The sequence below is a fragment of the Maridesulfovibrio sp. genome (assembly GCF_963676065.1).
In the GTDB taxonomy this organism is placed as follows: domain Bacteria; phylum Desulfobacterota; class Desulfovibrionia; order Desulfovibrionales; family Desulfovibrionaceae; genus Maridesulfovibrio.
This window is the reverse complement of record NZ_OY780933.1, coordinates 2,820,281-2,845,245: the sequence shown is the minus strand read 5'-3', so window position 1 is coordinate 2,845,245 and position 24,965 is coordinate 2,820,281. Positions and strand designations below refer to the sequence as shown.

General features: G+C 47.1%; 26 protein-coding genes and 1 tRNA gene. 3 read left to right on the top strand and 24 right to left on the bottom strand.

Annotated features, from left to right (window positions below):
- The 8 genes from priA to ftsH are packed head-to-tail and all read right to left on the bottom strand — an operon-like array spanning position 1 to position 10,005.
- Positions 1–2,343: a primosomal protein N' gene (gene priA, locus ACKU35_RS12770; protein ID WP_319759605.1), complete on the bottom strand. Its 2,343-nt coding sequence runs from the start codon at positions 2,341–2,343 to the stop codon at positions 1–3.
- A gap of 2 nt (positions 2,344–2,345) precedes the next feature.
- Positions 2,346–3,107 (bottom strand): hypothetical protein, encoded by a 762-nt coding sequence (locus ACKU35_RS12765; protein ID WP_319759604.1) that lies wholly within the window; start codon positions 3,105–3,107, stop codon positions 2,346–2,348.
- A complete protein-coding gene (galU, locus tag ACKU35_RS12760) occupies positions 3,098–3,967 on the bottom strand; it encodes a UTP--glucose-1-phosphate uridylyltransferase GalU (RefSeq protein WP_319759603.1) in 870 nt (289 codons plus the stop codon). The genes ACKU35_RS12765 and galU overlap by 10 nt, the downstream gene beginning before the upstream one ends.
- A gap of 51 nt (positions 3,968–4,018) precedes the next feature.
- Entirely contained in the window at positions 4,019–5,368 is a 1,350-nt protein-coding gene (gene glmM, locus ACKU35_RS12755) for a phosphoglucosamine mutase (protein WP_319759602.1), read from the bottom strand.
- A gap of 30 nt (positions 5,369–5,398) precedes the next feature.
- The gene (locus tag ACKU35_RS12750) at positions 5,399–6,319 is read right to left on the bottom strand and encodes a CdaR family protein (RefSeq protein ID WP_319759601.1); all 921 of its coding nucleotides are present in this window, start codon (positions 6,317–6,319) and stop codon (positions 5,399–5,401) included.
- A 5-nt stretch (positions 6,320–6,324) separates the two neighbouring features.
- On the bottom strand, positions 6,325–7,071 hold the full coding sequence (cdaA, locus tag ACKU35_RS12745; RefSeq protein ID WP_319759600.1) for a diadenylate cyclase CdaA: 747 nt from the start codon (positions 7,069–7,071) through the stop codon (positions 6,325–6,327).
- Positions 7,071–7,913 (bottom strand): dihydropteroate synthase, encoded by an 843-nt coding sequence (gene folP / locus ACKU35_RS12740; protein ID WP_319759599.1) that lies wholly within the window; start codon positions 7,911–7,913, stop codon positions 7,071–7,073. Before folP ends, cdaA begins: the two co-directional genes overlap by 1 nt.
- A gap of 13 nt (positions 7,914–7,926) precedes the next feature.
- Positions 7,927–10,005, bottom strand: a complete 2,079-nt coding sequence (ftsH, locus tag ACKU35_RS12735) for an ATP-dependent zinc metalloprotease FtsH (RefSeq protein ID WP_319759598.1) — start codon at positions 10,003–10,005, stop codon at positions 7,927–7,929.
- A 195-nt stretch (positions 10,006–10,200) separates the two neighbouring features.
- Here ftsH and ACKU35_RS12730 point away from each other — a divergent pair.
- Positions 10,201–10,294: transfer RNA gene (locus tag ACKU35_RS12730), tRNA-Sec, on the top strand.
- A gap of 139 nt (positions 10,295–10,433) precedes the next feature.
- Here the strand turns inward: ACKU35_RS12730 and argH are convergent.
- The 8 genes from argH to putP form a co-directional block, all read right to left on the bottom strand.
- Positions 10,434–11,816 (bottom strand): argininosuccinate lyase, encoded by a 1,383-nt coding sequence (gene argH, locus ACKU35_RS12725; RefSeq protein ID WP_319759597.1) that lies wholly within the window; start codon positions 11,814–11,816, stop codon positions 10,434–10,436.
- Positions 11,817–12,045: 229 nt separating this feature from the next.
- On the bottom strand, positions 12,046–13,281 hold the full coding sequence (locus tag ACKU35_RS12720; RefSeq protein ID WP_319759596.1) for an argininosuccinate synthase: 1,236 nt from the start codon (positions 13,279–13,281) through the stop codon (positions 12,046–12,048).
- A 45-nt stretch (positions 13,282–13,326) separates the two neighbouring features.
- Positions 13,327–14,304 (bottom strand): ornithine carbamoyltransferase, encoded by a 978-nt coding sequence (gene argF, locus ACKU35_RS12715; protein WP_319759595.1) that lies wholly within the window; start codon positions 14,302–14,304, stop codon positions 13,327–13,329.
- 207 nt (positions 14,305–14,511) lie between these two features.
- Positions 14,512–14,967: an rRNA maturation RNase YbeY gene (gene ybeY / locus ACKU35_RS12710; protein ID WP_319759594.1), complete on the bottom strand. Its 456-nt coding sequence runs from the start codon at positions 14,965–14,967 to the stop codon at positions 14,512–14,514.
- Positions 14,967–15,947: a PhoH family protein gene (locus ACKU35_RS12705; protein WP_319759593.1), complete on the bottom strand. Its 981-nt coding sequence runs from the start codon at positions 15,945–15,947 to the stop codon at positions 14,967–14,969. The genes ybeY and ACKU35_RS12705 overlap by 1 nt, the downstream gene beginning before the upstream one ends.
- Positions 15,948–16,024: 77 nt before the next feature.
- Positions 16,025–16,393 (bottom strand): response regulator, encoded by a 369-nt coding sequence (locus tag ACKU35_RS12700; RefSeq protein WP_319759592.1) that lies wholly within the window; start codon positions 16,391–16,393, stop codon positions 16,025–16,027.
- Between the two features lie 130 nt (positions 16,394–16,523).
- Positions 16,524–17,690, bottom strand: coding sequence for a THUMP domain-containing protein (locus tag ACKU35_RS12695; protein ID WP_319759591.1), 1,167 nt, complete (start codon positions 17,688–17,690; stop codon positions 16,524–16,526).
- 151 nt (positions 17,691–17,841) lie between these two features.
- Positions 17,842–19,314, bottom strand: a complete 1,473-nt coding sequence (putP, locus tag ACKU35_RS12690; protein ID WP_319759590.1) for a sodium/proline symporter PutP — start codon at positions 19,312–19,314, stop codon at positions 17,842–17,844.
- A 367-nt stretch (positions 19,315–19,681) separates the two neighbouring features.
- Between putP and ACKU35_RS12685 the strand changes: the two genes are divergently transcribed.
- Positions 19,682–20,065, top strand: a complete 384-nt coding sequence (locus tag ACKU35_RS12685) for a hypothetical protein (protein WP_319759589.1) — start codon at positions 19,682–19,684, stop codon at positions 20,063–20,065.
- Positions 20,066–20,123: 58 nt separating this feature from the next.
- Here ACKU35_RS12685 and ACKU35_RS12680 read toward each other — a convergent pair whose 3' ends face one another.
- Entirely contained in the window at positions 20,124–20,393 is a 270-nt protein-coding gene (locus tag ACKU35_RS12680) for a hypothetical protein (RefSeq protein WP_319759588.1), read from the bottom strand.
- Between the two features lie 328 nt (positions 20,394–20,721).
- On the opposite strand from ACKU35_RS12680, the gene ACKU35_RS12675 reads away from it, so the two are divergent.
- Positions 20,722–21,867: a site-specific integrase gene (locus ACKU35_RS12675; protein ID WP_319759587.1), complete on the top strand. Its 1,146-nt coding sequence runs from the start codon at positions 20,722–20,724 to the stop codon at positions 21,865–21,867.
- On the opposite strand, the gene ACKU35_RS12670 is transcribed toward ACKU35_RS12675, so the two are convergent.
- The 7 genes from ACKU35_RS12670 to ACKU35_RS12640 form a co-directional block, all read right to left on the bottom strand.
- Positions 21,854–22,135: a helix-turn-helix domain-containing protein gene (locus tag ACKU35_RS12670; RefSeq protein WP_319759586.1), complete on the bottom strand. Its 282-nt coding sequence runs from the start codon at positions 22,133–22,135 to the stop codon at positions 21,854–21,856. The two genes, ACKU35_RS12675 and ACKU35_RS12670, sit on opposite strands and share 14 nt — an antisense overlap.
- Positions 22,135–22,665 carry a hypothetical protein gene (locus tag ACKU35_RS12665; RefSeq protein ID WP_319759585.1) on the bottom strand — a complete coding sequence of 177 codons (531 nt, stop codon included), beginning with the start codon at positions 22,663–22,665 and terminating at the stop codon, positions 22,135–22,137. Before ACKU35_RS12665 ends, ACKU35_RS12670 begins: the two co-directional genes overlap by 1 nt.
- Positions 22,662–22,979, bottom strand: a complete 318-nt coding sequence (locus ACKU35_RS12660) for a hypothetical protein (RefSeq protein WP_319759584.1) — start codon at positions 22,977–22,979, stop codon at positions 22,662–22,664. The genes ACKU35_RS12665 and ACKU35_RS12660 overlap by 4 nt, the downstream gene beginning before the upstream one ends.
- A complete protein-coding gene (locus ACKU35_RS12655) occupies positions 22,969–23,715 on the bottom strand; it encodes a ParA family protein (protein WP_319759583.1) in 747 nt (248 codons plus the stop codon). The genes ACKU35_RS12660 and ACKU35_RS12655 overlap by 11 nt, the downstream gene beginning before the upstream one ends.
- Positions 23,708–24,175: a helix-turn-helix domain-containing protein gene (locus ACKU35_RS12650; protein WP_407944186.1), complete on the bottom strand. Its 468-nt coding sequence runs from the start codon at positions 24,173–24,175 to the stop codon at positions 23,708–23,710. Before ACKU35_RS12650 ends, ACKU35_RS12655 begins: the two co-directional genes overlap by 8 nt.
- Positions 24,176–24,317: 142 nt before the next feature.
- Positions 24,318–24,635, bottom strand: a complete 318-nt coding sequence (locus ACKU35_RS12645) for a hypothetical protein (protein ID WP_319759582.1) — start codon at positions 24,633–24,635, stop codon at positions 24,318–24,320.
- Positions 24,636–24,908: a helix-turn-helix transcriptional regulator gene (locus ACKU35_RS12640; RefSeq protein WP_319759581.1), complete on the bottom strand. Its 273-nt coding sequence runs from the start codon at positions 24,906–24,908 to the stop codon at positions 24,636–24,638.
- Positions 24,909–24,965 lie beyond the last annotated feature (57 nt).

The following is a 24,965-nucleotide window of genomic DNA, read 5'->3' as shown; positions in this document are numbered from 1 at the left end:
CTAAAGCATATTCACCGGATCAAGATCCATAGTTATCCGGATTTGTTTTTTATCAGGATTTCGCCGCAATATTTCAGCGTAAAGCTCACGCGTTTTCAGCCAATCATCAGATTTTAATAGACAATTAAAACGTTTGCGTCCGCGCAGCTGAGCCAGAGGGGCGGGAACAGGTCCCATGGCCATAATCCCGGATTGTTTTGCCGCTTCACGGATATGGCTGAAAAAAGGCGGACAGAGCTGCTCCCCTTCCCAACCCATGGGATGACTGATGCGGATCAGGGTCAGCTTGGTAAAAGGCGGATATTTGAACCGGCGGCGTTTCTCAATTTCCTTTTCAAAAAAAGTAGCATAATCAGCAGAAGTTACCGCGGACCATATCGGATTTTGCGGATTACGGGTCTGGATTATAACTTCACCCGGCTTTTCTCCCCTGCCCGCACGCCCTGAAACCTGCACCAGCAATTGAAAGGTCCGCTCCGCAGACCGGTAATCCGGCAGGTTGAGTCCTAAATCTCCCTCGGAGACAACCACCAGTGTCACTCCGGGAAAATTATGACCCTTGGAAAGCATCTGAGTTCCGACCAGAACCTGCGCGTCACCACGGGCAAAACTTTTCAGGATTTCATCGAGCCGTTCCTGCCTGCGGGTAGAATCGCGGTCCATGCGTAAAATTTTCGTTTCCGGCGGCAGAGCTTTAGCGACCTGTTCTTCCAGCCGTTCCGTACCCCCGCCCAGCGGCAGGAGATTACTGCCGCCGCAGGTTGAGCACGGCAGAGGGAAATGATAAGCGTTGCCGCAATAGTGACAGATTACCCGTTCGCGCCCTTTATGATATGTCATGCTGACATTACAATGCGGACATTTGAAAGGTTCTTCGCAATCAGTGCAATAGATAAGCGGGGAAAATCCACGCCGGTTTAGCATGATTACGGCCTGCTCACCCTTTTCTACCACCTCTTTCAGTCTGGCTTCCGTCTCCGGGGCAAAAGGTTTTTCAGGATCTTTAATAGAGCTGGTATCCACAACCTTAACCGCGGGAAGTTTGGATTTACCTACCCGTTTCTCCATTGAAATTACTTCAAAAGCACCCTGCTGAGCAGCGTGAAAAGTTTTTATGTCCGGGGTAGCCGAGCCGAGAACAAGCAGGCTCCCTGTCATATGAGCGAGCACATAAGCAACTTCCTTGGCCTGATACGGCAATCGTTCTTCCTGCTTGTAGGATTCATCATGCTCTTCATCAACAATTATCAAGCCGGGATTGCGCACGGGGAGAAAAAGAGCTGAACGTGTACCTACAATCAATGCCGGGCTGTCATCTTCTGCCAAGGCACGGAAGATTGCTTCTTTTCGGACCGGAGTCTGATAGCCATGATAAAGGTATTTTCGTGTCTCAGGGAAAAGCGGACAGATTCCGTTCCAGAGCGCATACGCAAGCGCGATCTCAGGCACGAGTACGATAACGGATTTGCCCTGCTCCATACATTTACGAGCCGCAGTCATGTAGACAAGAGTCTTGCCGCTCCCGGTTATTCCGTGCAGCAGTTTGACCGCGCTTTTCTCTTCATCAAGAGCGGAAAGCAATCCATCAATGGCTGCCTGCTGCTGCTCCGAGGGTGTAAAATCCCACTTCGGTCCTGTGGCGATACATTTTTCAGCCGGGTCGCACTCTTCTTCCGGAGGCGGCCCTATCTTAACCAATGAATCGGAATGAAGTTTCTTGATTACCCCGACGGTCCAGTCACCCATCACATTTTTAAGAAATCCTTTTTCACGGGGACCGTTTTCGAAAATAAATTCAAGAATCTGTAACTGCCGTACAGCATTCGGTCGTACCGGCCACGGAGGGTCGGAGGTGAGGCTTACATATTCTTCTTTTTCAATGGATGCAGGCAGGCTGACATTCATACGCCCTTCATCGTAAATACGAACCAGCTCCAGTCTGCGCTCCGATGGCAACCGGGCGATATCAAGGGATTTCAGACGCGCTGGGAATGAGCGATCCGCCACTTTGAAGGAGACCTTTGCACTGCGAAATCTCTTGGGAACCACATTTTCCAGCACCTTGCCGAGAGGCTGCATCTGGCGGGCCCCGATATTGCGGTAAAGTTTAAAATGATTGGCATTCAGAAGCGGTTCACGTTCAAGAGGCCAGATGATGGATTTGAGCTCTACGTTTTCGGGAGGTTGATCCACTTTTTCAATAAGGAAAGCGACCCGCACGGAACGCCCCAAAGGAACGAGCACCCGCTGTCCTTCCATCAGTTCAGGAAGATCGGCGGGTGCTTCGTAAGTGTAAATAGAATATGGAGGACTGGCGAGGCAGGCCTGCCAGAGTATAGTCATTACTATTCTTTTCCTAATTTAAGGCATTCTTTTAGAAAATTAAAAACAGCCCCGGAAGGCTGGCCGCAACCTTTGGATTTCCTGATTGCAGCAGGAGCAAAAACTGAAGGAGATATCTTTTTACGGATACTCTTCCACTCAACCCGAAAGTTAAGGGTTTCATCGCCAACCCGAAGGATACCGGTGTGAGGAAGCATGAAACCGGCAAATTTTGAAAAGGTTCCAAAACTAATCTCACGCTGCGGACCAAGTACGATTTTAACAGGCGAAAAATTTTCATTATCGAACCAGATCTGGGGAGAATTTAAATCACCTTGCTCTGCGCCCAAAACAAAGGCCGGAGTATCATCGTAAAATCCGTAGCTTCGAGTCGCGTTAGTCACCCCCATACCCATCCAATCGGCAACGGGATCATCCGGTGTCCAGAGCTGAAACAAAGAAACAGGCATGCCCGCGTCAGCAGGACACTGGGCGATAGTTTTGAAATACTGGCCCACGGATTCAGTTTTTACGGTCGAATTGCTTCCGGCTTCAGTAAAAGTCTGCTGCCAGTGGTCATTTCCGCGCCGTATCACAAGGGAAGTACCCGGCTCGGAGGGAAAGGTTAACTCCGCTTCAAATGAGGTCAGCGTACCATAATTCTGGTACATGGTATCATTTACAGCCTCATCAGAAGGAAAAAAAGCCCTTGCCGGGCTGCTCAAAAACAGGCTCACGGCAAGGACTGAAAGTACTATATAGCAATTAATTTTTTTTAAGAACAAGACAAAAGCTCCCGCAATCTGGATACAATGTCATCACGCAACTCTTCATCCTGAAGGGCGAAATAAATATTTGCGGTAAGATACTCTACCCAATCACCGGCGTCAAACCTCTGTCCGCGCAGTTTTACGGCCAGCAATTTATTATCCTTTGCAAGTCCCTGCAAAGCATCGGTGAGCTGAATCTCTCCACCCACACCCGGCTCAAGATTTTCCAGATGATCAAAGATCTCCGGCAGCAGAACATAACGGCCGACGATGGCAAGTCTTGAAGGGGCCTCACCAATGGCGGGCTTTTCAACCAGAGAACGTACCCGGTACATACCCGGAGCAAATTCCTCACCCTGAATAATACCGTAACGGTTAACTTTGTTCTCAGGAACTTCGATAACGCCGACAACGGCCATATTTTCGGTACGGGCAGCATCAATAAGCTGCTTGATGCCCGGCTCAATGCCGAACATAAGATCATCACCGACCATAACGGCAAAGGGATCGTTTTTACAGACTTCCTTGGCGCAAAGCACAGCATGGCCGAGACCCAGCTGTTTTTTCTGACGTACGGAAATGATATTTACCATTTCCGCAACTTTTCTTACTTCCGCAAGAATTTCTGTTTTACCACCACGCTCAAGAACATCTTCAAGGGAAAGGTTGTAGTCAAAGTGGTCTTCAATAATTTTTTTGTTCTGGTTATTAATGAAAATAACATCAGTGAGTCCGCTGGCCATGGCCTCTTCCACCACGTGCTGCACAACAGGCTTTTTGAAGATCGGCAACATTTCCTTGGGAATATTCTTGGTGGCAGGCAATGATCTAGTACCCCAACCAGCAACCGGAATAATAACTTTCTTGATGACCATTGATCATATCTCCTTGAAATATTGGATGCGTAAAGCAATCAATCAGAATTATCAGCGTAAATATTCTTCCAAAACTCCTGCAAGCTCGGAAGTATAAAGATCAACTTTAGACCTGTCTTCCGCCTCAACCATCACACGGGCAACAGCTTCAGTACCTGAATAACGCAGAAGCACGCGGCCCTTTCCAGCCAGATCACTCTCAACCTGCTTAAGAGCCTCCTGTATAGCGGGAACATCTTCAAAAGGAATTTTCCGCTTAACATGAACATTCTGTAATTTTTGCGGATAAAGTTCAAGCTGTCCGGAAAGTTCTGAAAGCGGTCTGTTCTTCACACACAGTATACGCAATAACTGTAAGGCTGCAAGCAGCCCATCGCCTGTGGTACTGAATTCCTTGAAAATCAAATGCCCGGACTGTTCCCCACCGAGGATGGCTCCTTCACGACGCATAGCCTCCACCACATAACGGTCACCGACCGGGGTACGCAGTAAGGTTCCGCCCTTTTCCTTCATAAAATTTTCGAGAGCCATGTTGCTCATAACCGTTGCAACCAGCATATTATGGTTGAGCTTGCCGCGTTCCATAAGATCGGCAGCACACATGGCCATGATCAGGTCGCCGTCAAGAACCTGCCCTTTTTCATCAACAACGATTAGGCGATCACCGTCGCCATCAAGGGCGAGACCGATATCGGCCTGTTCCTCAATTACACGCTGACTCAGAATTTCCGGGTAAAGCGAACCGCACTTGTCATTGATGTTCAATCCGTTTGGTTTATCGCCGATACGCACGACTTCTGCCCCCAGCTCTTCAAACATATTGCCGAGGCTGTAGGTTGCTCCGTTGGCGAAATCAAGAACGATTTTAACGCCTTTGAGGGTCATATCCTGCGGAAAACTGTATTTCAAATATACAATGTAACGTCCTCGGGCATCTTCAATTTTGAAGGCACGCCCGACTTTTTCCGCTTCCGGATAAGCCCACTGAGTGTCCTGTGAAAGAACCATTTCGGCGATTTCGTCTTCCGTTTGATCGGGAAGTTTATAGCCGTTGGAATCGAAAAATTTAATGCCATTATCCATAAAAGGATTATGGGAAGCAGAAATTACAATACCAAGATCGGCCCGCATGTTGCGGGTCAGAAAAGAAACAGCCGGAGTAGGCATGGGCCCTACCTGAAAAACATCCATGCCCATAGCACAGAGTCCGGCAGTAAGAGCGGACTCGAAAACATAGCCGGAAAGACGGGTATCCTTACCTATAATAACCTTATGACGCTGTTTTCCGTTTCTGAAATAATAACCGGCGGCAAGCCCCATACGCAGGGCAACTTCAGCAGTCATGGGAAAAATATTAACCTGACCGCGCAGACCGTCGGTCCCGAATAAACGTTTATTCATTCATATCTCCAAAAGTAAACAGGCCACGGATCAATTCGCCTCCGGCTCTGGCCTTGATATAGTTACAGTTATTGCTTCAGGTTTTCTTTTTATCACAGAACATCCCTTGGGAAGACTTACTTCAAAAGGAACAACATTCTTGCCTTCTGGGATGGTGGTGCTCAAATCAATTGAAGCGGTAATTTCATCTCTGAACCCTTTTTTCCTGAAGAAGGGCTTGGGACCCTCCACAAGCAGCCTGACGTAATTCTGACTGGCGGTAAAGTCAATATCATCCGATCCTAAAATGTAAAGCGGAACCTTAACCCACATCTTCCCGGACATAACTGCGAAATCAAGCGTAACATTGACCAGAGAGGGATTAGACTCCACTGCTTCAGGCAATTGCAACGGGACTTCCAGCTGAGAAAAACCCGGAGAATCAGTATCCAGCAGGATGGGCTGTGTTCTAATCTGTGTAATCTTTTTCAATACCGAGGCCGGCCCATGCAAGGTAACTTCGTCCGGCTCGCTGTATTTAGACTTAAGGGTATAATCCCGATGCAGATCACCTTCCCACACAGGGATGACCTTAACCTGCTTCTTAACGAACATATCCATAACCAGATTGATATGCGAAGGATTGATTTCCACAACCTCAAGGGCACTTCCCAGCCCAAGATTCTCGGGCACAATGGTTAATGGATTGTTACCGACAGTCAAATGCCCGGTATCAAGCGAATAGGCCAGCTTTTTCGTATCGAGATTACGAATCAGCCCTTTGGGGCCGCGCAAACGCACAGAGACTTTGCTGATCATACCATCACGGATAATCATTCCCTGCGGAGGATTAATAATCTCGAGGGGAAATTCGACCCATGTCTCAACAAGGTCACGCCCAGTAACCAGATACCAGGTTAAAAGGGACATAAGGAGGGCGGTGAAAGCGATCTTCCAGTGCTGTGTTTTCATGGCAATCACGTCAAAACGTTTGTAAGTACCCTTTTCAGGCGGACAAGATCAAGACTGGTGGTCAGCTTACCACCGATAGCGACAGACATGGTCCCTCGTTCCTCAGACACAACAAGTGCGATGGCATCAGTTTCCTCGCTGATCCCGAGAGCGGCCCGGTGTCTGGTTCCGATGGAACTTTGCCTAGTGGAGACATGCGCCAGAGGCAGAATACAGGAAGCCGCAACAATCTTATTCGAATTGATAACCACAGCTCCATCATGAAGCGGGGTATCGGGCCAAAAAATATTTATCAGCAACTGTTTGCTGACCATTCCGTTTATCTCGATTCCTTTTTCTAAGATATCACCAAGCGGTACGTTTTTCTGAATAACCAGCAGCGCCCCGATCTTTTGGCGGCTCATGGAATCCATAGCTGAGCAGATCTCATCAATCACGCCCATTTCAAAATCCTGTTTATGCCAAAAACGACCTGCCCCCATCTGGGCCAGACCTTTACGGATATCCCTTTGAAAAAGGATGATGATAACTAAAAAGATTGAACTCAGAAAATTGGTCAAAAGCCAATTGAGTGTATACAGACCGAAAACATCAGAAAGATAGTAGACAAGCAGGACCAGCAGCAATCCCCAGATAACCGCAGCAGCACGGGTTCCGCGGACAAGCAGAATAATATAGAAATAGACAATTGCCACCAGACCGATATCCAGCAGCTCTTTCCAGGAAATTTGAAAACCCAGAAATTCAAACATCAAGCCCCCCTGCCGATCTCCTTCACTATTTTCAACGTCTGGCTGGTCAAAGCGACTTCATGCACCCTATGTATAGGCACTCCTCGGGCCGCCAGCACAGCTGTAGCAGCCTGAGTGGCATTCTGCCGTTCGTCCGGTTCCAATCCCAACAATTTACCCCAGAGCGATTTATTGGAAAGACCCATGTAGACCGGAAATCCCAAGTCCACAAAACGATCAATCCGGCGCAAAATCTCAAGATTATGTTCCAGAGTTTTGCCGAAACCTATCCCGGGATCAATTACTATATGATTTTCCGGTAAGCCTGACTTTATGAGTTTTTCAAGACTTTTTTCAAAAAAACTCAAAATATCGTCTAATACATTATCATAACTCGGAGACAATTGCATCTCTTCAGGGGTTCCCTGACTGTGCATAAGCACATAACCGGGCTTGAGATCAGCAACAACTTCCAGCAGAGCAGGGTCCTGAGCAAAGGCGGAAACATCATTCACGATTGCCGCTCCGGCTTCGACTGCGCATCTGGCTACTTCACTTTTTACAGTATCAACGGAAACAATGTAATCACGGCTTAGTTCTCGAATAACCGGAACTACGCGGGCAAGTTCATCATCAAGCGATACAGGATCAGCAAAAGGTCTTGTGCTTTCGCCGCCTACATCGAGTATGTCTGCTCCCTGCGCGCCGAGCAAACGACCATGCTCCACAGCTTTATGAGTATCAAAATTCTGACCGCCGTCATAAAATGAATCCGGGGTAACATTAACAATACCGGCAATAAAGAAAGGGGCAGGGCCTAACACCCTGCCCCCCTTGACGGTCCATGAATAACTACGGGACATAAATCCTAAATCCTTATTCAGAACTTTTCTTATCGTCAGAAGTTTTACCTTCTTCAGCTTTATCTTCTTTTTGTTCAGTAACATCGTCTGTTGCGGATTCTGCAGAGACTTCACTCTGCTCTTCCTCTTCAGCTGATTCGTCTGCGGGATGATCTTCAAAAGCGAATTCGCTCTTTGTTTTTTCATCTTCCCTGCCTGACTCATCTACGGGGGTATAGCCTGCTTTAGTGGTAGAGCCGTATGCCCGTGAAACGCTACCGGCCTTGGGTGCTTCTACAGTTTCAAGCGGGGGAAGTTCTCCACCTGTCATAAGAGTCTCAAGGTCGCTCGCATCAATAGTCTCACGTTCAAGCAAGGCTTCGGAAACTGCGTGCAAAGATTCTTCATTTTCTGAAAGAAGCTTTTTAGCAGTCACGTAAGCAGTATCAATAATTCTTCGCACTTCTGAGTCGATAAGACGGGAGGTATCTTCACTGAAGTCCTTATGCTGGACAAGTTCCTTACCGAGGAAGACTTGATCCTGACTTTCACCGAAAGTCATGGGACCGAGTTTTTCACTCATACCCCACTGGCAGACCATGGAACGAGCCATTTTGGTAGCACGCTCAATGTCATTGCTAGCCCCTGTGGTAACCTGATCGAAGATAAGCTCTTCAGCCACGCGACCACCAAGAAGCATTACCAGAGTATCTTCAAGATAGCGTTTATTGTAGTTATGACGATCATCCACCGGCAGCTGCTGGGTTACACCCAAAGCGCGGCCACGGGGAATGATGGTAACTTTATGAACAGGGTCGCAGTTTTCAAGCAGCTTGGCGATGAGAGCATGACCTGCTTCGTGATAGGCAGTGGTCTTTTTCTCTTCGTCAGTAAGAATCAGGCTGCGGCGTTCACGGCCCATAAGGACTTTATCCTTGGCTTCCTCAAAATCAGCCATCAAGACGTGATCCTGATTGTTCTTAGCCGCGTACAGGGCGGCCTCGTTAACAAGGTTTTCAAGATCGGCACCTGAAAAACCGGGAGTGCCGCGGGCGATAACATCAAGGTCGATCTCGCCGGCAAGAGGAGTCTTGCGGGTATGAACCTTGAGAATACGCGCACGCCCCTGAACATCGGGAGTGGGAACCACAACCTGCCTGTCGAAACGACCGGGACGCAGTAATGCGGGGTCTAGAACATCGGGTCTGTTGGTAGCGGCGATGAGAATAACACCTTCGTTGGACTCAAAACCGTCCATTTCAACCAGCAACTGGTTCAAAGTCTGTTCACGCTCATCATGTCCACCGCCGAGTCCGGCACCACGCTGACGTCCGACTGCGTCAATTTCATCAATAAAGATCAGGCATGGCGCATTCTTTTTACCCTGTGCGAAAAGGTCACGCACGCGGGAAGCACCGACACCGACAAACATCTCGACAAAATCAGAACCTGAAATGGAGAAGAAAGGTACGCCAGCCTCACCGGCAACAGCGCGCGCAAGCAGTGTTTTACCGGTACCGGGGGGGCCCACAAGCAGAACACCTTTAGGAATTCGTCCGCCTAAGCGGGTAAATTTCTTTGGTTCACTTAGAAAATGTACTACCTCGGAAAGTTCATCCTTGGCTTCATCTACGCCTGCGACATCATCAAATGTAACCCTGGCAGTCTCTTCATTCAGCATCCTTGCACGGGATCGGCCGAAAGACATAGCTCCGCCTTTTCCTCCACCGCCGCCCTGCATCTGACGCATGAAAAAGATCCAGACCCCAACCAGAAGCAGCATGGGGAACCATGAAATGAACAAAGTCATATACCATGGAGCCTCCTCTTCAGGCTCGGCCACAACTTCAATTTTGTTTTTTAGCAGATGCTGAACAAGGGACGGATCATCGGGATTGAAGGTGATAAAACGCTTATCACCGACCATTACACCGCTGATTTTCTGCCCCTGAATCTTTACTTGAAGGACCTCTCCTTCATCGACCCTGCTTAAAAAGTCGGTGTAGGAAAGTTTGAGCTGGGAAGTCTGAGGCTGGTTAAACAGATTGAACAAGACAATCATAACCAGCATGATGGTTACCCAGACCAAGAGATTCTTGGCAAAACTATTCAAAGTCAATCTCCTTGGATATGCGTTCGGCCTGCCAGAGCCTGTCAATATGCGGCAAACACCGAACTGTATTTACATTTTTTTCAGTATCAATCAGCTATTAATAAGGCTAATTTAGGAAAAGGCAAGTCATAAACCAAAATATTATTAATGCTTGCCCTTTGCTTTCAAAATTGTTAGCCATTTTTTCTTCAAAGAGGAAGTGTATCGTAACCGGTGTTGCGCCTGGACTTCAAATCCAGTGGACGGGTTAACCCTCGTCGGTAGGTTCGACTCCTATACACTTCCGCCATTCATTTTTCAGCCTAAATATTTACCCATACATATCATATGATAATCAGCAGGACGGTTCCTTGGCAATAAAAAAAGACCGAAATCCGACAGCAGAGCTATCGGAATCCGGCCATTTTTTATTTAATCCATAATAGAATTTAACCGTTCAGCCATATTTTAAGTTCGCCTATCTGGGCAGCTACGGATTCCGGACCGGTACTGCCGGGGGAAACCCTGCGTCTGACTGCCGCTTCATAGGAAAGAACCTCGAAGACATCATCTTCAATTTTATCTGAAAAAGTCTTAAGTTCTTCCAGACTCATATCTTCAAGGCCCCTGCTTTCAGCTTCCGCCCTTGCAACGGCGGATCCTGTAATGTGGTGCGCTTCGCGAAATGGAATTCCTTTACCAACAAGGTAATCGGCGAGCTCAGTGGCATTGAGAAAACCTTTTTTGAGGGCAGATTCCATGTTTTCAGGATTAAAACCCATGGCATCCATCATATCAGCCATGATTACTACGGAAGCATGGACAGTTTTATCACAATCGAAAAACGGTTCCTTATCTTCCTGCATGTCACGGTTGTAAGCCAAAGGAAGCCCTTTGCATGTGGTCATCAGCGAAAAGAGATCACCGTAGACACGTCCGGTTTTACCGCGCATCAGCTCACAGACATCAGGATTCTTCTTCTGAGGCATGATGGATGATCCGGTAGAAAATTCATCAGGCAGCTTAATAAAGCCGAAACAAGGGTTTGCCCAGATGATAAGCTCTTCACAGATGCGACTCAAATGGGTCATAACCAGACTTCCGGTAAACATGGCTTCCATAACAAAATCACGGTCGGAAACAGCATCGAGACTGTTACGGAAAGTTTCTTCCATGCCGAGAAATTTCGCAGATGTCGCCGGTTTGAGCGGGTAGGTGGTTCCGGCCAGAGCGGCAGCACCCAGCGGGCATACTTTCGCCCTGTTAATACAATCAACAACCCGGCTGTGATCACGTTTGAACATCCACGCATAAGCCAGCATGTGATGAGCAAGGCTGACAGGCTGCGCAGGCTGCAGATGGGTATAACCGGGCAATAAAACTTCCCTGTTTTGATCAGCCTTGTCGGTAAATACGGCGATAAGCTTTTCAAGAGCCGATTTCCATGCTTCAAGGGAATTCAAAACATACAGGCGAAAATCAGTGGCGACCTGATCGTTACGGCTGCGACCGGTATGCAGTTTGCCGCCCACAGGCCCGACAATTTCGGTCAGCCTGCTTTCGATATTCATGTGGAGATCTTCCATCTCCTTTTTCCATTCAAATTTGCCGGATTCGATTTCTTCCAGAACCTGATCCAGACCTTTAACCAGAGTGTCGGCCTCATCATCAGTCAGCACACCCTGCTCGGCCAGCATCCGGGCGTGAGCCTGGGATCCGGAAATATCTTCACGGTAAAGCTTCTGGTCGTAACTTACGGATTCAGTATAGTCTTCAACAGACTGAGCAGTTTTAGCCGCAAATCTGCCGCCCCATAATTTATTATCTGCCATGTTTTACCTCGGAAGCCTCCCCAGACTCCATCAATTTCAAACCATTTTTGACGGAGCTTCGCTGACGGAGAGCTTGATTTTTGCGAAATTTTATTCCGTATCCGCTGTAAAGCGACACGCAATGAAAAATATCAAAGAAAACGCCTGTCGTCAGCATTTGTGCCGGGAACAGGCGGAAATATTTCAAACCCGGACGAACTTCCGTCCGCCCGGGCTGTATAAAACATTATTAATCAACGTCTTCTACATTAGCTTCTTTAATCCACTCGGAACCTGAAGAAGTTTTACCTTTCAAACGCAGTCCCACCAGTTTGATGAAACCTTCAGCGTCTTTCTGGTTGTATACTTCATCTTCTTCAAAGGTAGCGAGATCTTCGCGGTAAAGAGAATAAGGAGACTTACGTCCTTCGGGGATTGCGTTACCTTTGTAAAGTTTCAGTCTTACGGTACCGGTAACGGTTTTCTGAGTTTCATCGATCATGGCCTGAAGGGCGATACGCTCAGGTGCGAACCAGAAACCGTTGTAGATCATTTCCGCATACTTGGGAATCAGGCTGTCGCGCAGATGCATGACTTCACGGTCCATGCAAAGACCTTCAAGGTCGCGATGGGCGATATGCATGATGGTTCCGCCGGGAGTTTCGTATACACCGCGGGATTTCATGCCGACGAAACGGTTTTCAACCATATCTACACGGCCGATACCGTGCTTGCCGCCAAGCTCATTAAGCTTTTCAACCAGCGCAGCCGGTGAATACTTTGTGCCGTTGATGGCGACCGGATTACCCTTTTCAAAATCAAGGGTGATAATTTCAGCTTCATCAGGTGTCTGCTCAAGAGGACGGCAGTAACGATATGACTCGGGAGAAGGCGCATTCCAAGGATCTTCCAATTCAGCACCTTCAAAGCTGACATGCAGCATGTTGGCATCCATGGACCATGGTTTCTTACGTGTATTCGGAATTTCAATATCGTTTTCTTCAGCGAACTTCATAAGATCGGTACGGGACTTGAGATCCCATTCACGCCAGGGAGCAATGTGCTGAAGCTTGGGATTCATACCCATGCCGCCCAGCTCAAAACGTACCTGATCGTTACCTTTACCGGTAGCACCGTGAGCAAGTGCCTGTGCGCCTTCCTTCTCCGCGATTTCAACCATTCTTTTGGCAATCAGCGGACGGGCAATAGATGTTCCAAGCAGGTAGCGTCCTTCATAGATTGCACCGGCACGGAAAGCGGGAAAAATAAAGTCACGTGCGAATTCTTCACGCAGGTCTTCGACGAAAGCTTTGGTTGCGCCGGTTCTGAGGGCTTTTTCCTCAATTCCGTCAAGTTCTTCGCCCTGACCGAGGTCAGCGGTAAGAGTTATAACTTCGCAGTCATACTCCTTCTTGATCCATTTAAGAATAATGGAGGTATCCAGACCGCCGGAATATGCCAATACTACTTTTTCAATTTTACTCATTTTATAAATCCTTCAAAATATGCCTAAAATATATCTAATCTTAAATTACTCTACAGTGTGCATATGCGGAACAGCCTGCACGGGTCCGAGCAGCTCTTCAACTGCATCGTAATCCACTTCAATGCCGTTCACCGCCCATTCAAGGATGGCTTTCTGCATGTGCAGTCTGTTTTCAGCCTGATCAAAAATGATAGATCTGGGACCATCCAGCACTTCTGCGGTAACTTCCTCACCACGGTGTGCGGGCAGGCAGTGCATTACCTTGCAATCAGGATCAGCATGCTCGAGAAGTTTATCATTTACCTGATAAGCGGCAAAAGCCAGCTCACGTTTTTTCTGCTCTTCTTCCTGTCCCATTGATGCGAAGACATCGGTATTAACGTAATGGGCGCCTTTGACAGCCTCAACAGGATCATAGCTGAGGTTGATTTTAGCACCCATGGACAATGCGCGGGAAAGAACATCATGGTCCGGTTCATATCCTTTCGGAAAAGCGAGAGTCAGGTAGAACGGAAAGTAGATGGCGGCGTTAATCCATGAATGGGCCATGTTGTTTCCATCGCCGACCCATGCGACATGTACATTCGCCAGATCAGGAGTTCTTTCGTAAATTGTCAGCATATCGCTCAGAACCTGACAGGGATGATACCTGTCGGTCAGGGCGTTAATGACCGGAATGGAGCCGTGCTCCGCAAGGGTGCGCACTTTCTGCTGTCCAAAAGTACGTACAACCATGGCATCCGCAAACCGGGAAAGAACCTGCGCGGTATCTTCCAGAGGTTCGCTCCTGCCGAGCTGTGATTCTGCCGGGGTCATGAAAATGGAATGCCCGCCGAGATGTTCGATAGCAACATCAAAAGAAACACGGGTACGGGTGGAAGCTTTTTCAAAAACAAGAATAACGGTCTTCCCTTTAAGGGCGTCGTTCCTGATGTCATTATCTTTGAGCTCTTTTGCACGCAGCAGAAGCTGTCCGAGTTCTGAGCGGGGAACATCATTAATTTTAAGGAGATGTCTAATCATCGTAAAACTCCAAATATATTTAGGGTGAGCCTTAACTGACAATGAAAAATAGCAATCGGGAATTATTGCCTATAAGACCCGCCATTGTAAACTAAAAAAATTTACCTATTTCACCAAAAAAGGGCAAAAAAACGGGGTGTACTCATTAGCGGCGTCAGGACGGTCCCGGTCAGGACCACACCGCAAGGATACGGGTTGGCTTTTATGTTATTGCCAACCCGATGTTCGCTGGCGGAACACGGGAGCAACAGATTCAACAGCGTTGTCTGTAAGTGAATACATTTCGGGACCGTGATCGTATCCGGCAAGATGCAGCAGCGCATGCGCAAGCAACCTTACGGTATGCTCTTCAGGCAACTGACCATAGAGCCGGGTTTCACGGACAAGGGTATCCACAGACAAAACTATCTCTCCTAAAAAACTGTTCTTTTCCAGATCAGGACTCTCGGAAAAGGGAAAACTAAGCACGTTGGTCGGTCCAACGCACCCAAGAAATTCTTCATTAACTACGGCAATTGCCGCATCATTTACTATTTTGAGATCGAAGTCAAAACCCTCAACCCCCAAAGCATCGAGCAGCATATCCGCCATGCGGAGCAGTTCCCTCTTCGCAAGCGGGAAATTAGCATCCGGCGTGCATTCTATGCTCAGATTAACTCCCATCACTTGCCACCCTTGCATTCGTAATGGTCGTATGCTTTGACGATCCTGGCAACAAGCGGATGGCGTATGACGTCAGCGTCTTCAAATTTTATAAAACTGATTCCACGAACATCGCGCAAGATATTGATGGCTTCCACCAAACCCGAAGGATCGCGGTTAGGGAGGTCAATCTGGGTAATATCCCCGGTAACTACGGCCTTGGAGCCGAAACCTAGCCGGGTGATAAACATCTTCATCTGTTCCGGGGTGGTATTCTGCGCTTCATCAAGAATCACAAAGGCGTTGGACAGCGTACGCCCGCGCATAAAAGCCAGAGGTGCTATCTCGATGATATTTTCCTCAATCATATCCTGCACTTTACCCATATCAAGCATATCATAAAGGGCATCGTAAAGAGGACGCATGTAAGGATTGACCTTATCCACGAGATCACCCGGCAGGAAACCGAGTTTTTCCCCCGCTTCAACAGCAGGACGGGTCAAGATAATCCTGTTAACTTCTTTGCGTTGCAGAGCATAAACAGCCATAGCCACCGCAAGATAGGTTTTACCTGTACCGGCAGGACCGACCGAAAAGACCATATCATTTTCACGGATAGCGGAAAAATAGGCCCGCTGGGTCAGAGTCCGCGGGGTCAAAGTCTTTTTAGGGGAAACCGCGAAAAGTTCATCGCGAAAAATTTTAATCAGATCTGCACGCGGATCGCGACAGAGAATACGGTAGGCGGCCTCCACATCCTGCGGAAAGACCTCTTTGCCGGATTTCAATAGTTTGTAGAGCTGGGTAAAGGACTTTGCGACCGGATCGATGAGCCCTTCATTATCAGAGATTAATTGCAGAGAGTTGCCTCTGCTTTCAATTCTTACCCCTGATTGGCGTGAAATGAGATCGAGATTGGAATTCTGTGCACCAAATAATATGCTGGCCAGGGCCCCGTCATCAAATTCAAGCTTAACCCGAAATTTATCTTTATCTGCCATCAATAATTTCCTGTTAATTTTGGAGCATGGATACGGCAGGACGGGATAATATGCAACCAATTAAAATGAAATGCAGGTTATAAACCAAGCAGATCATCCACTGCGTCCAGAATGGCTTTTGCGTTAAAAGGTTTGGTGAATGTATACTTCACGCCGAACATTTTGATCCAATCAAGTGAATCGTAATTGGCTGAAGAGCTGCCACCGGAAACGGCGATAATTTTAACATCCGGGTTTACATTCATCAGTTCCCGTACAGTCTGCACGCCTTCCTTTTCCGGCATGAAAATATCTGTAATAACAAGATCTATCTGACTTCTGTCATATCCCTGTACTGCTTTGACTCCGTCTTCAGCTTCAGTAACAAGGTGCCCTTCTTTCTCCAGCATAGCTTTAAGGACCTGACGCGAAATCGGATCATCATCAACGACGAGAATCCGGGGCATATAAACTCTCCTTAACTTCCCAAAGTAATTAATCAGACTAAAAATGGATGTTGCCGGAATATTTCCGCGCAACTTTCAGGCTAGGGAGTAACTTTTAAAAAAAATATTTTCAAGACATTAAAGAATAAACTTAGAAGCGTGACTTGCGGCTGCCTTTAAAAATCTCATATTCAAGCAATCTGCATTCGATTTTGGCATTGTAAAAAATAAGCCTTTTCGATGATTTCAGGCCGATAAATTTTGCAAGTTCAAGATTACCGGTAAAAATAAGTCCCCTGTAGCCCTGACATTTATCCTTAAAGAAATCTCCGATAGCGGAGTAAATTTTTTCCAGCTTGGTTCTGTTGCCCAGACGTTCACCGTATTCCGGATTCATCATGATCACGCCGCCCCCATCGGGAATATAAGTATCACGGAAATCACATACTTCAAACTGAATGTGGTGTTCCACACCGGCAGCACGGGCATTCTTTTTAGCAGCTTCTACCGCTTCAGGATCAAGGTCGGTGGCGATGATCTTCCCATTGATGGAATCATGCTCCCGGTCCTCGGCATCAATGCACAGATTATCCCAGTATTCAGGATTGTAACCGGGCAATTTCATAAAAGAGTAGTAATCACGCATCAGGCCCGGAGCTCCATTCAGAGCAACAAGCGCAGCCTCGATAGCGAGAGTGCCGCTACCGCACATGGGAGAAACAAAGTTACCCCGCCCGTACCATTTTGCGGCCCGGATTAAAGTTGCGGCAAGAGTTTCCTGCAAAGGGGCTTTATGAGGGAATTTACGATACCCGCGTCTGGAAAGAGGTACACCGGAAGTATCCAGATAGACTGTGCATTCGTCATCCTTCCAATATAAAAAGACTACAATGCCGGTCATATCCGGTCCGGACGAGGGACGTCTGCCGCTTTTCTCACGGATGCGGTCAACAATGGCATCTTTAACCTTAACATTGGCGAAGCGGGAATCATTGACGGTTTCAGTGCGAACGGAGGATGTAACGGTCAGATAATCATCAGGTCCGAGAATACTCTCCCAGACCATATCTTTGACCTGATTGTACATCTGATCCGGAGTGTCGGCTTTGAACCGCTTGAGCTGATACAAAACGCGATGACCGCAGCGCACCCAGAGATTAAGGCGCATGCAGTCGTTGAGGGATGCCTTGGTTTCAACTCCGGCGGGAAGTTCCGCACGGATTTTAAAACCCAGACGCCCGACCTCTTCCGCAAGATAGGGACTGAAATTTTTGGGGCAGGTAACCAGCACAATACTTTTACGTTCAAAATCCAGCATATCGACCTCATCGGGCATCCGCCTGCCCTGAAATATTTTTTAATATGGAACACAGTTATTCAACTGCATACATCTTTTGTATCCTAAAAAAAAGGCCCTGCCACATCACGGGCAGAGCCTTATAAACATAACAAGGCCAAACAACAAGCTTTTATTTGTGAAGAGCCGTTTTCATTTCATCAAAACAGGCCAGAATCTGCTCGTCTTTTTGAGGAACGATCAGATTTACAATCATGATGGTCAGCAAGTTTGCCACAAAGCCGGGAACGATTTCATACATAGTAGCACCCAAGCCGGCATCTTTCCAGAAAACCAGAACAAGTGTTCCTACAATCATACCGGAAAGAGCTGATATCCATGAAGTTTTCCTACTGTACAAAGCAAAAAGCACAACAGGTCCGAATGCGGCTCCAAATCCGCCCCATGCGTAGGAAACCAGACCAAGCACAGTATTACCGGGCGTAAGTGCCATACTCATGGCGATAATTGAAATGACCAGAACGCAAAGGCGGCCGACAAGCATAAGTTCTTTATCCGATGCATTACGACGCAGAATTTTCTTATAAAAGTCTTCAGTCAGCGCTGAAGAGGAAACCAAAAGCTGTGAATCAATTGTAGACATAATCGCTGAAAGGATAGCCGCAAGCAGCACACCGCCGACCCACGGATTAAAAAGCTTGGCGATCATGTAAATAAATACTTTTTCCTGCTCCCCGCCATGAAGCCCGTCAAACATGGGAATGGCAACCATACCAACGACAACGGCTCCGGCAAGAGAGATAACAACCCAGACAAGGGCGACAGCAGTAGCCTTGGGAAGCTCTTTAATAGAACTGATACCCATGAAACGGGTCAGGATATGCGGTTGACCAAAGTATCCAAGCCCCCAGGCCATGGTTGAAATAATGGCCACGATGGAAATCGGCACTCCGGCTCCGTTGTGGAACAAGCTTGTGGAGATATGTCTGGCCATCATTTCAGCTTCAATGGCAGGGATACCACCATTATCGATAGTGCCGAGAATCGGGACAAGAACAATTGCGAAAAACATTAGCCCGCCCTGAAAGAAATCAGTCCAGCATACAGCCATGAATCCGCCCAGAAAAGTATAGGAAACAATGACAACTGCACCGGTAATAACGGCAACAGAATAGTCGATATTGAACATAGACTCGAAAAGCTTACCTGCCGCAACCAGACCGGAAGAAGAATAAATAGTGAAAAAGATCAGGATAATTACAGCAGAACCGACCCGCAGCAGGCTTGTAGGATCATTAAAACGCTTTTCAAAGAAAGACGAAATGGTCAGGGTGTCGGTCATCTCTGTGTAAACACGCAAACGGGTGGATACAAAAATCCAGTTCAGCGCAGTACCCACCAAAAGACCGATTGCGATCCACGCCTCGGTCATCCCGCCAAGGTATACCGCACCGGGCAATCCCATCAGCAGCCAGCCGGACATATCGCTTGCCTGAGCGGAGAGTGCTGTAACCCATCCGCCAAGTCCTCGTCCGCCAAGGATGTAACCTTCAATATCTGAAGTGCGTTTATAAAAATACCACCCCACCGCAAGCAGGAAAACCAGATAAACACCAAAAGTAAGCAACGTCTCTGTTTGAATCACAATAAATCCTTTTTGAACAATTATTAAAACCGAAAACTACCTACAACTTAAAAAGGGGCTACTATTTAACCATCATGAACATTGTGTACAAGTTATTTTTTTTCAGCGTTGATTGTGCGGACTTTTAGACCTGGCAGGTTAAATAATTCAGTTTTAAGTTCAAAAAGTTTATTTTTTTCATTTCATCATATTGTGAGCAAAAATCAAAAATCACATTTGATGAAATTAACTCCTGCCAATTGCAATTATATTTATCGCAGAAAGACAGTATAGAATAAGAACATTCAAATCATCTTGACAGGCAGGTCTGAGACAATTGTAATAGTTCTCGGCTATTTCAATTAATTTTAAACTGCGAGGATTGCACATGCTAACACTCATCATCGCGGGCATCGCCCTGCTGACTATAATCGGGCTTTCACTTTACGCAAAAAAGAAAGGGCAGAGCGGCCTTGGAGTTTTCTTCCTGCTCTACTGCATTGTTTCAATTGGCGTTTATGTGGTGTCTTTACCGGAAGGCAAACCGTTCATGCTGGTGGATATTCTCGGACAGATAGGGGTTCTTTTTACTGCCCTTGGCGTAATCATAGCCCAAGCGAAGGGCGCGAAGAGATTTTTTTACATTCTGCCGGGACTGATCATTTTGGGTATTTCAATTTCATTACATATGGGAAAAGTGATGCCTCCCTCTGAAAACGGGACTATCACGAATAACACAGCGATTATACAATCCAATCAGACTCAGGAGTAGGAAAACCCGCTCCTGAGAGCTTTAAAAGCATAGATAGCTAAGGTAGGCCGTAAAAAACTTATTGAATAACACCCCGCCCGGACTTCATATTTTCGATCACGTCATGAATCATGCCTGCAAACTTACGCAGCCTTGCTCCGTAATCTTTGTCCTCTGCTACAGCGGCGTCCTGCTCCGCGAGTGTTGCCACACACTGCAACTGAACAGCTCCTTGACTCGGGGTCAACTGCCCGGCCTTCATTGCATCTGAAATATATTTAACCTGATCGGCATATCTTCTTAAGTTGTTCATATACGCTATGAATACATAAGATGATGTGAAATTCAAGGTCGATAGACCCTGCTGCCGCGTGGATGGGATTATAAAGAGACTGACCACAAAAAAACACCCCTTTAAAACAACTATGCGGATGTTGTTGTAAAGGGGTGTTTATATTGACGTTGGTGCGAAAGGAGAGACTCGAACTCTCACGGATTAACCGCTGGATCCTAAATCCAGAAAGAACAACACACAGCAAGATACCTATAGATACTTGACTGCAATTATCCCTGCTATTAGAAGAGATACGCGATACCTGCTTACACTCAGAAGGAACTCCTATAGAGACAAATAGGGGGCAAATTACGCCGTAAGGGGCAAATAAGGGACAAAAAAAATGGCCGACCTCATAAAGGTAAAAAACATGACTGGAGTATTCTATTATGAACATGCAACCAAAAGGTTCCGGGGCAAACCGGACCGTACTTTCTACATTTCTTATAAGATAAGCGGCAAACGAAAAAAAGAAAAGGTCGGCTTGCTCTCTGAAGGATTCACTGCCGCATTTGCATCTCAGGTCCGCGCGGAGCGTTTGCGCCAGCTCCGTAACCAGACTTTGCCTACCGCCCTGCAGGGGAAAGATATCACTCTTGATGAAGCCTGGGAAAGATTCCGGGACACTCATCTCGTACTCAGCAAAAACACAGAGACTGTATCGATTGAGGATCAACGCTATCATAAACATATTCAACCAAGGTTCGGACATATGCAGCTCTCCAGAATAACTCCATTTGATTTGGAAGAATTTAAATCCGATCTTCTGCAAAAATACGCCCCTCAATCTACCAGCCACATCATTGGACTTATCCGCAGGACATATACAAAACACATAGAATGGAAACTCTGGACCGGAACACCGCCCACCGCAGAAATCAAGATACCCAAATCCGACAACGGTCGCTATCGCTACCTGACCGTTGAAGAAGCTAAAGATCTGCTGAAAGAATTGCGCCCGGCTAAAACCAATAATGGACATAAGGGGAGTGCCACAACATATAATATGACCCTGCTGGCCCTGCACACAGGAATGCGCTTCAAGGAAATTGCCAGTCTTAGGGGTGAGCATATCAATCTTAAAAATAAGACCTTGCGCATCGTTGAGAGCAAAAATTACAAAGGACGGACTATATATCTCACCAGTCAGGTGGGTGAAATGCTTTCCTCCCTGCCTCTTAAAGCCGGGGAACTGGTTTTCCCTGGGCGTAACGGTAAAACCATGACGCGCATCAGTAACGGTTTCAAGAATGCGGTCAACAGACTGAAGCTCAACGAATCCATTACTGACGACCGGGATAAAATTGTTTTCCATTCCCTGCGCCATACCTTTGCCAGTTGGATGGCCATTGAGGGAGTTTCGCTTTACGGCATAGCCGACATGCTTGGACACTCCAGCCTCGAAATGGTCAAACGCTACGCCCACCTCTGCCCAGATGTATATAAGCAGGCCACCGCGACCTTTGAAAATTATTTTAACAGCCAATAGTTTTCTTACCATTTGCTTCCAACCATTTCCGTATCTTGGAGACTTCATAAACTACCTTGGCCCCGACCTTTGAATATCCCGGCCCTCGCTTTTGGACCCTCCAGTTACGTAGAGTATTGGGAGAAACACCGAGGAGCTGGGCAGCCTCAGTTTCATCCACAGATAAACGCTGGTTCAACAAAGCCAGCTTTGCCACTGGAGCCATAGCCTCACGAACAGCAGCACGAAATTCTTTACGAGCATCTTCATCGGTAAATAAAGTTCCCATCACTCACTCCAAATAATATCAGTTAAGGCTTCACCCACTGCCGTACCCAGCAGTGGATCCGTATCCTCTACACTCCCGACTTCATACAGTTCATGTTCCATGGGACCGGCCAAGGCCCTGATCAACTTCATTGAAGACTGATCCATGTACCGCCATGGAGCTCGGCTGCCGCGTGGAATCTTTTCCAGATTGAGTGCTGTATCCAGCTGCATGTTTACCGCCAGCCAGTAATGCATCCATTCCTCGGTTCCGAAATCATTCTCCGGAAACGTCTCCAGAATAATCCGACGAATTTCATTAAACGTATGATCCTTTGACTTAACCGCCCTATTCCCCAAAGGTTCCAGTTTTCCAAAAGCAGCCTTACGCCAGCGAGCAATTGTTTCCAGCGCGGAATCTACCCGCTTATCACTTGTGACCGGATTGCTCGTAAGCAGATCAATTCCGGAGTCAATCATGGACAACACCACATGCAACTGACGATTCTCAATTGCCAGCCGTTTCCGGCGGGAATTAATGTTCTTTGTCATTTTCTGTTCCGCTCCCTTAACGCTGCAGCAAGTCCGCTTCCTTCCGGATCAGCAAGGCAGATCCGCAAGGACTCTTCCACCAACATGGACTTACTCACCTTACCGACAATCTTCTTCAACTTGACCACGGCCATGTCCGCTTCATCATTCAAATCCGACTGTATATATGATGTAAGCTTAAATGGCTTCTCGTTTATTTCTGGCGTTATGACGTCATGACGTTTTACCGCTTCACCGTCATTCTTGCGCCGGGAACGCCCTGACTTCTTAAGAATGTCTCCCAAGGCATCCGGAGTTGGCTTTCTACCGGACATAGCTTTCCACCAGATCAGTCAGTTCATGATAGGCATAAGCACCAGGACAATCAGGAGCGTATTCATAAATGGTCTGCCCATGAGCAAAAGACTCGGACAACCGGACATTTTTCGGAATCGGCATGGTGACTTTGGACTTAAAATGATTCTGCAGCATGGCATGAACTTCATCGCACTGCTTTTCCCGGCGATCCAGAAAGGTTGGAACCACATAATCAATCTGTAAATCATTCCGGTACTCCTGCACTTCATCAAGATTACCAATAAATTCCTTCAGCCCATCCATGGACATGGCTTCGAGACGCACCGGACAAAGGAGCTCGTCCACGTAAAAGAGAACATTAATGTTCAGCGCATCCCAGCCAGGCGAGGTATCGATGATTACAAAATCGAAGCCCATGCCTTCAAGCGGCTTCAACAATTCCGAAATAACCATTTCCCTTTTCATGGTCCGGCTAGAAATCCACTCCTTCAGCCCGGCCAGCTCAGGACCTCCGGCAATGAGATGAAGGTTGTCACGAACCTCTACAAGACATTCCTTAAGCGGCACACCACGGATCAGGTCAGTAAGGGTATTCATCTGGTCCACACCAAAGAACCGCTGCACCTGCCCCTGGGTATCCAGATCTATCAAAGCAACCTTGTGGCCACGCATGGCCAAGCCGTGTGAAACATTTGCTCCGGTGGTAGTCTTGGCAGTACCACCTTTAGAAATGGTGATTCCGATTTTACGCATCGTGACTCTCCTGCTGTTCGGTTACTGCTTCATGTGCTCCAAGGTATCGTTCCGTAAAACTTTTGGTTTTAAGGTATTCAATCTTCAGACATGCCCCATCCGGCAAACGATCATTCAAAATCTCAAGAAGTTCCTCAAAACACAGCGGCCGCCTGTATTCCTCCACAATCCTTTTAGTAAGTTCAGTAACGGTGAGAGCTCCTGTTGGATCATCAGAAAGCACTCTGTATTTCGGTCCCTCCCCTGTACGAATCCAATTAGGATCAACCCCTGAAATTTCGAGAGCTTTAAGCAGCCATTCTGCAGGGATCGACTTCCTGCGCTTGGCATCGGAAATTGATGACTGGCGAATATCCAAAGCTTCGGCCAGCTTGACCTGGGTAATGTTCCCGTCAATACAAAACGCTTCAGCCAATCGCGCTAAAATTCCATTAAATTCCGCATCTCCCTTCATAAGCATGGAAACCTCCTTACAGTTTTGCTTTATTCCTCGCCTGAGAGCAGACCGGAGTCCGCCTTCACGCCAGAAACAAAACTAATTAAATCGAACACTCCAACCCATTGTAATGATGAACTTATGACTACATAAATAAGCATTGCGTTTATTCCTCATCCAAAATATCTACTAAGATAGGGCGAGATTTAAGCGTAGGGAGGGAGAGACGCAGCGAAGCACGGACGTACTTCGACTGTTGGTTTCCGGAGGCGCGTACCAGCTCATCTTTAAGATCGGTAGACATGGCCACAGAAATGGCTTCCTCAAATGGTGCGCGTTTTTTGCGCCGGCGCGAGAAAGATACTGTTTCAAGAACTGTTTCAGTTTGTTTTTTGTATCTGCGAAACGCGAGGCAATACATCCACCGAGAAAAGCATGCACCTATTATTAGGCCAGCTAAGAAGAATAGATGATTGTTGTACATCTATGACTCCTTGATCTTACGACCCAATTTCTTGGGGCTGGAAGGGACAGGTATTAGATCACGGGGGATTCTGTGACCATCAATCTCAATTTCTTGGAGCTGATCGAAAACAGCACCACTCACGTAGTCTCCATTTAATATTTGCGAGAACCGCTGAGTAGAGACATTCATCTTTTTGGCAAAGTCTTTTTTCTTAATCCCTTTGGACCGAAACCAGTAATCAAGGGCAAACCGTTTACTTTGCGGGGAATCAATAGTAAATGTTATTGACAACTTAGACCTCCATTTTCACACTTGGTTTAAGTCTTATTAAGTTCCTACGTACTTAAC

Bases quoted from the DNA above. Each gene is read 5' to 3' on its own strand.
- priA (WP_319759605.1), bottom strand. From the start codon at position 2,343: ATGACTATACTCTGGCAGGCCTGCCTCGCCAGTCCTCCATATTCTATT.
- galU (WP_319759603.1), bottom strand. From the start codon at position 3,967: ATGGTCATCAAGAAAGTTATTATTCCGGTTGCTGGTTGGGGTACTAGA.
- glmM (WP_319759602.1), bottom strand. From the start codon at position 5,368: ATGAATAAACGTTTATTCGGGACCGACGGTCTGCGCGGTCAGGTTAAT.
- ACKU35_RS12750 (WP_319759601.1), bottom strand. From the start codon at position 6,319: ATGAAAACACAGCACTGGAAGATCGCTTTCACCGCCCTCCTTATGTCC.
- cdaA (WP_319759600.1), bottom strand. From the start codon at position 7,071: ATGTTTGAATTTCTGGGTTTTCAAATTTCCTGGAAAGAGCTGCTGGAT.
- folP (WP_319759599.1), bottom strand. From the start codon at position 7,913: ATGTCCCGTAGTTATTCATGGACCGTCAAGGGGGGCAGGGTGTTAGGC.
- argH (WP_319759597.1), bottom strand. From the start codon at position 11,816: ATGGCAGATAATAAATTATGGGGCGGCAGATTTGCGGCTAAAACTGCT.
- ACKU35_RS12720 (WP_319759596.1), bottom strand. From the start codon at position 13,281: ATGAGTAAAATTGAAAAAGTAGTATTGGCATATTCCGGCGGTCTGGAT.
- argF (WP_319759595.1), bottom strand. From the start codon at position 14,304: ATGATTAGACATCTCCTTAAAATTAATGATGTTCCCCGCTCAGAACTC.
- ybeY (WP_319759594.1), bottom strand. From the start codon at position 14,967: ATGGGAGTTAATCTGAGCATAGAATGCACGCCGGATGCTAATTTCCCG.
- ACKU35_RS12705 (WP_319759593.1), bottom strand. From the start codon at position 15,947: ATGGCAGATAAAGATAAATTTCGGGTTAAGCTTGAATTTGATGACGGG.
- ACKU35_RS12700 (WP_319759592.1), bottom strand. From the start codon at position 16,393: ATGCCCCGGATTCTCGTCGTTGATGATGATCCGATTTCGCGTCAGGTC.
- ACKU35_RS12695 (WP_319759591.1), bottom strand. From the start codon at position 17,690: ATGCTGGATTTTGAACGTAAAAGTATTGTGCTGGTTACCTGCCCCAAA.
- ACKU35_RS12685 (WP_319759589.1), top strand. From the start codon at position 19,682: ATGCTAACACTCATCATCGCGGGCATCGCCCTGCTGACTATAATCGGG.
- ACKU35_RS12675 (WP_319759587.1), top strand. From the start codon at position 20,722: ATGGCCGACCTCATAAAGGTAAAAAACATGACTGGAGTATTCTATTAT.
- ACKU35_RS12670 (WP_319759586.1), bottom strand. From the start codon at position 22,135: ATGGGAACTTTATTTACCGATGAAGATGCTCGTAAAGAATTTCGTGCT.
- ACKU35_RS12665 (WP_319759585.1), bottom strand. From the start codon at position 22,665: ATGACAAAGAACATTAATTCCCGCCGGAAACGGCTGGCAATTGAGAAT.
- ACKU35_RS12660 (WP_319759584.1), bottom strand. From the start codon at position 22,979: ATGTCCGGTAGAAAGCCAACTCCGGATGCCTTGGGAGACATTCTTAAG.
- ACKU35_RS12655 (WP_319759583.1), bottom strand. From the start codon at position 23,715: ATGCGTAAAATCGGAATCACCATTTCTAAAGGTGGTACTGCCAAGACT.
- ACKU35_RS12650 (WP_407944186.1), bottom strand. From the start codon at position 24,175: ATGCTTATGAAGGGAGATGCGGAATTTAATGGAATTTTAGCGCGATTG.
- ACKU35_RS12645 (WP_319759582.1), bottom strand. From the start codon at position 24,635: ATGTACAACAATCATCTATTCTTCTTAGCTGGCCTAATAATAGGTGCA.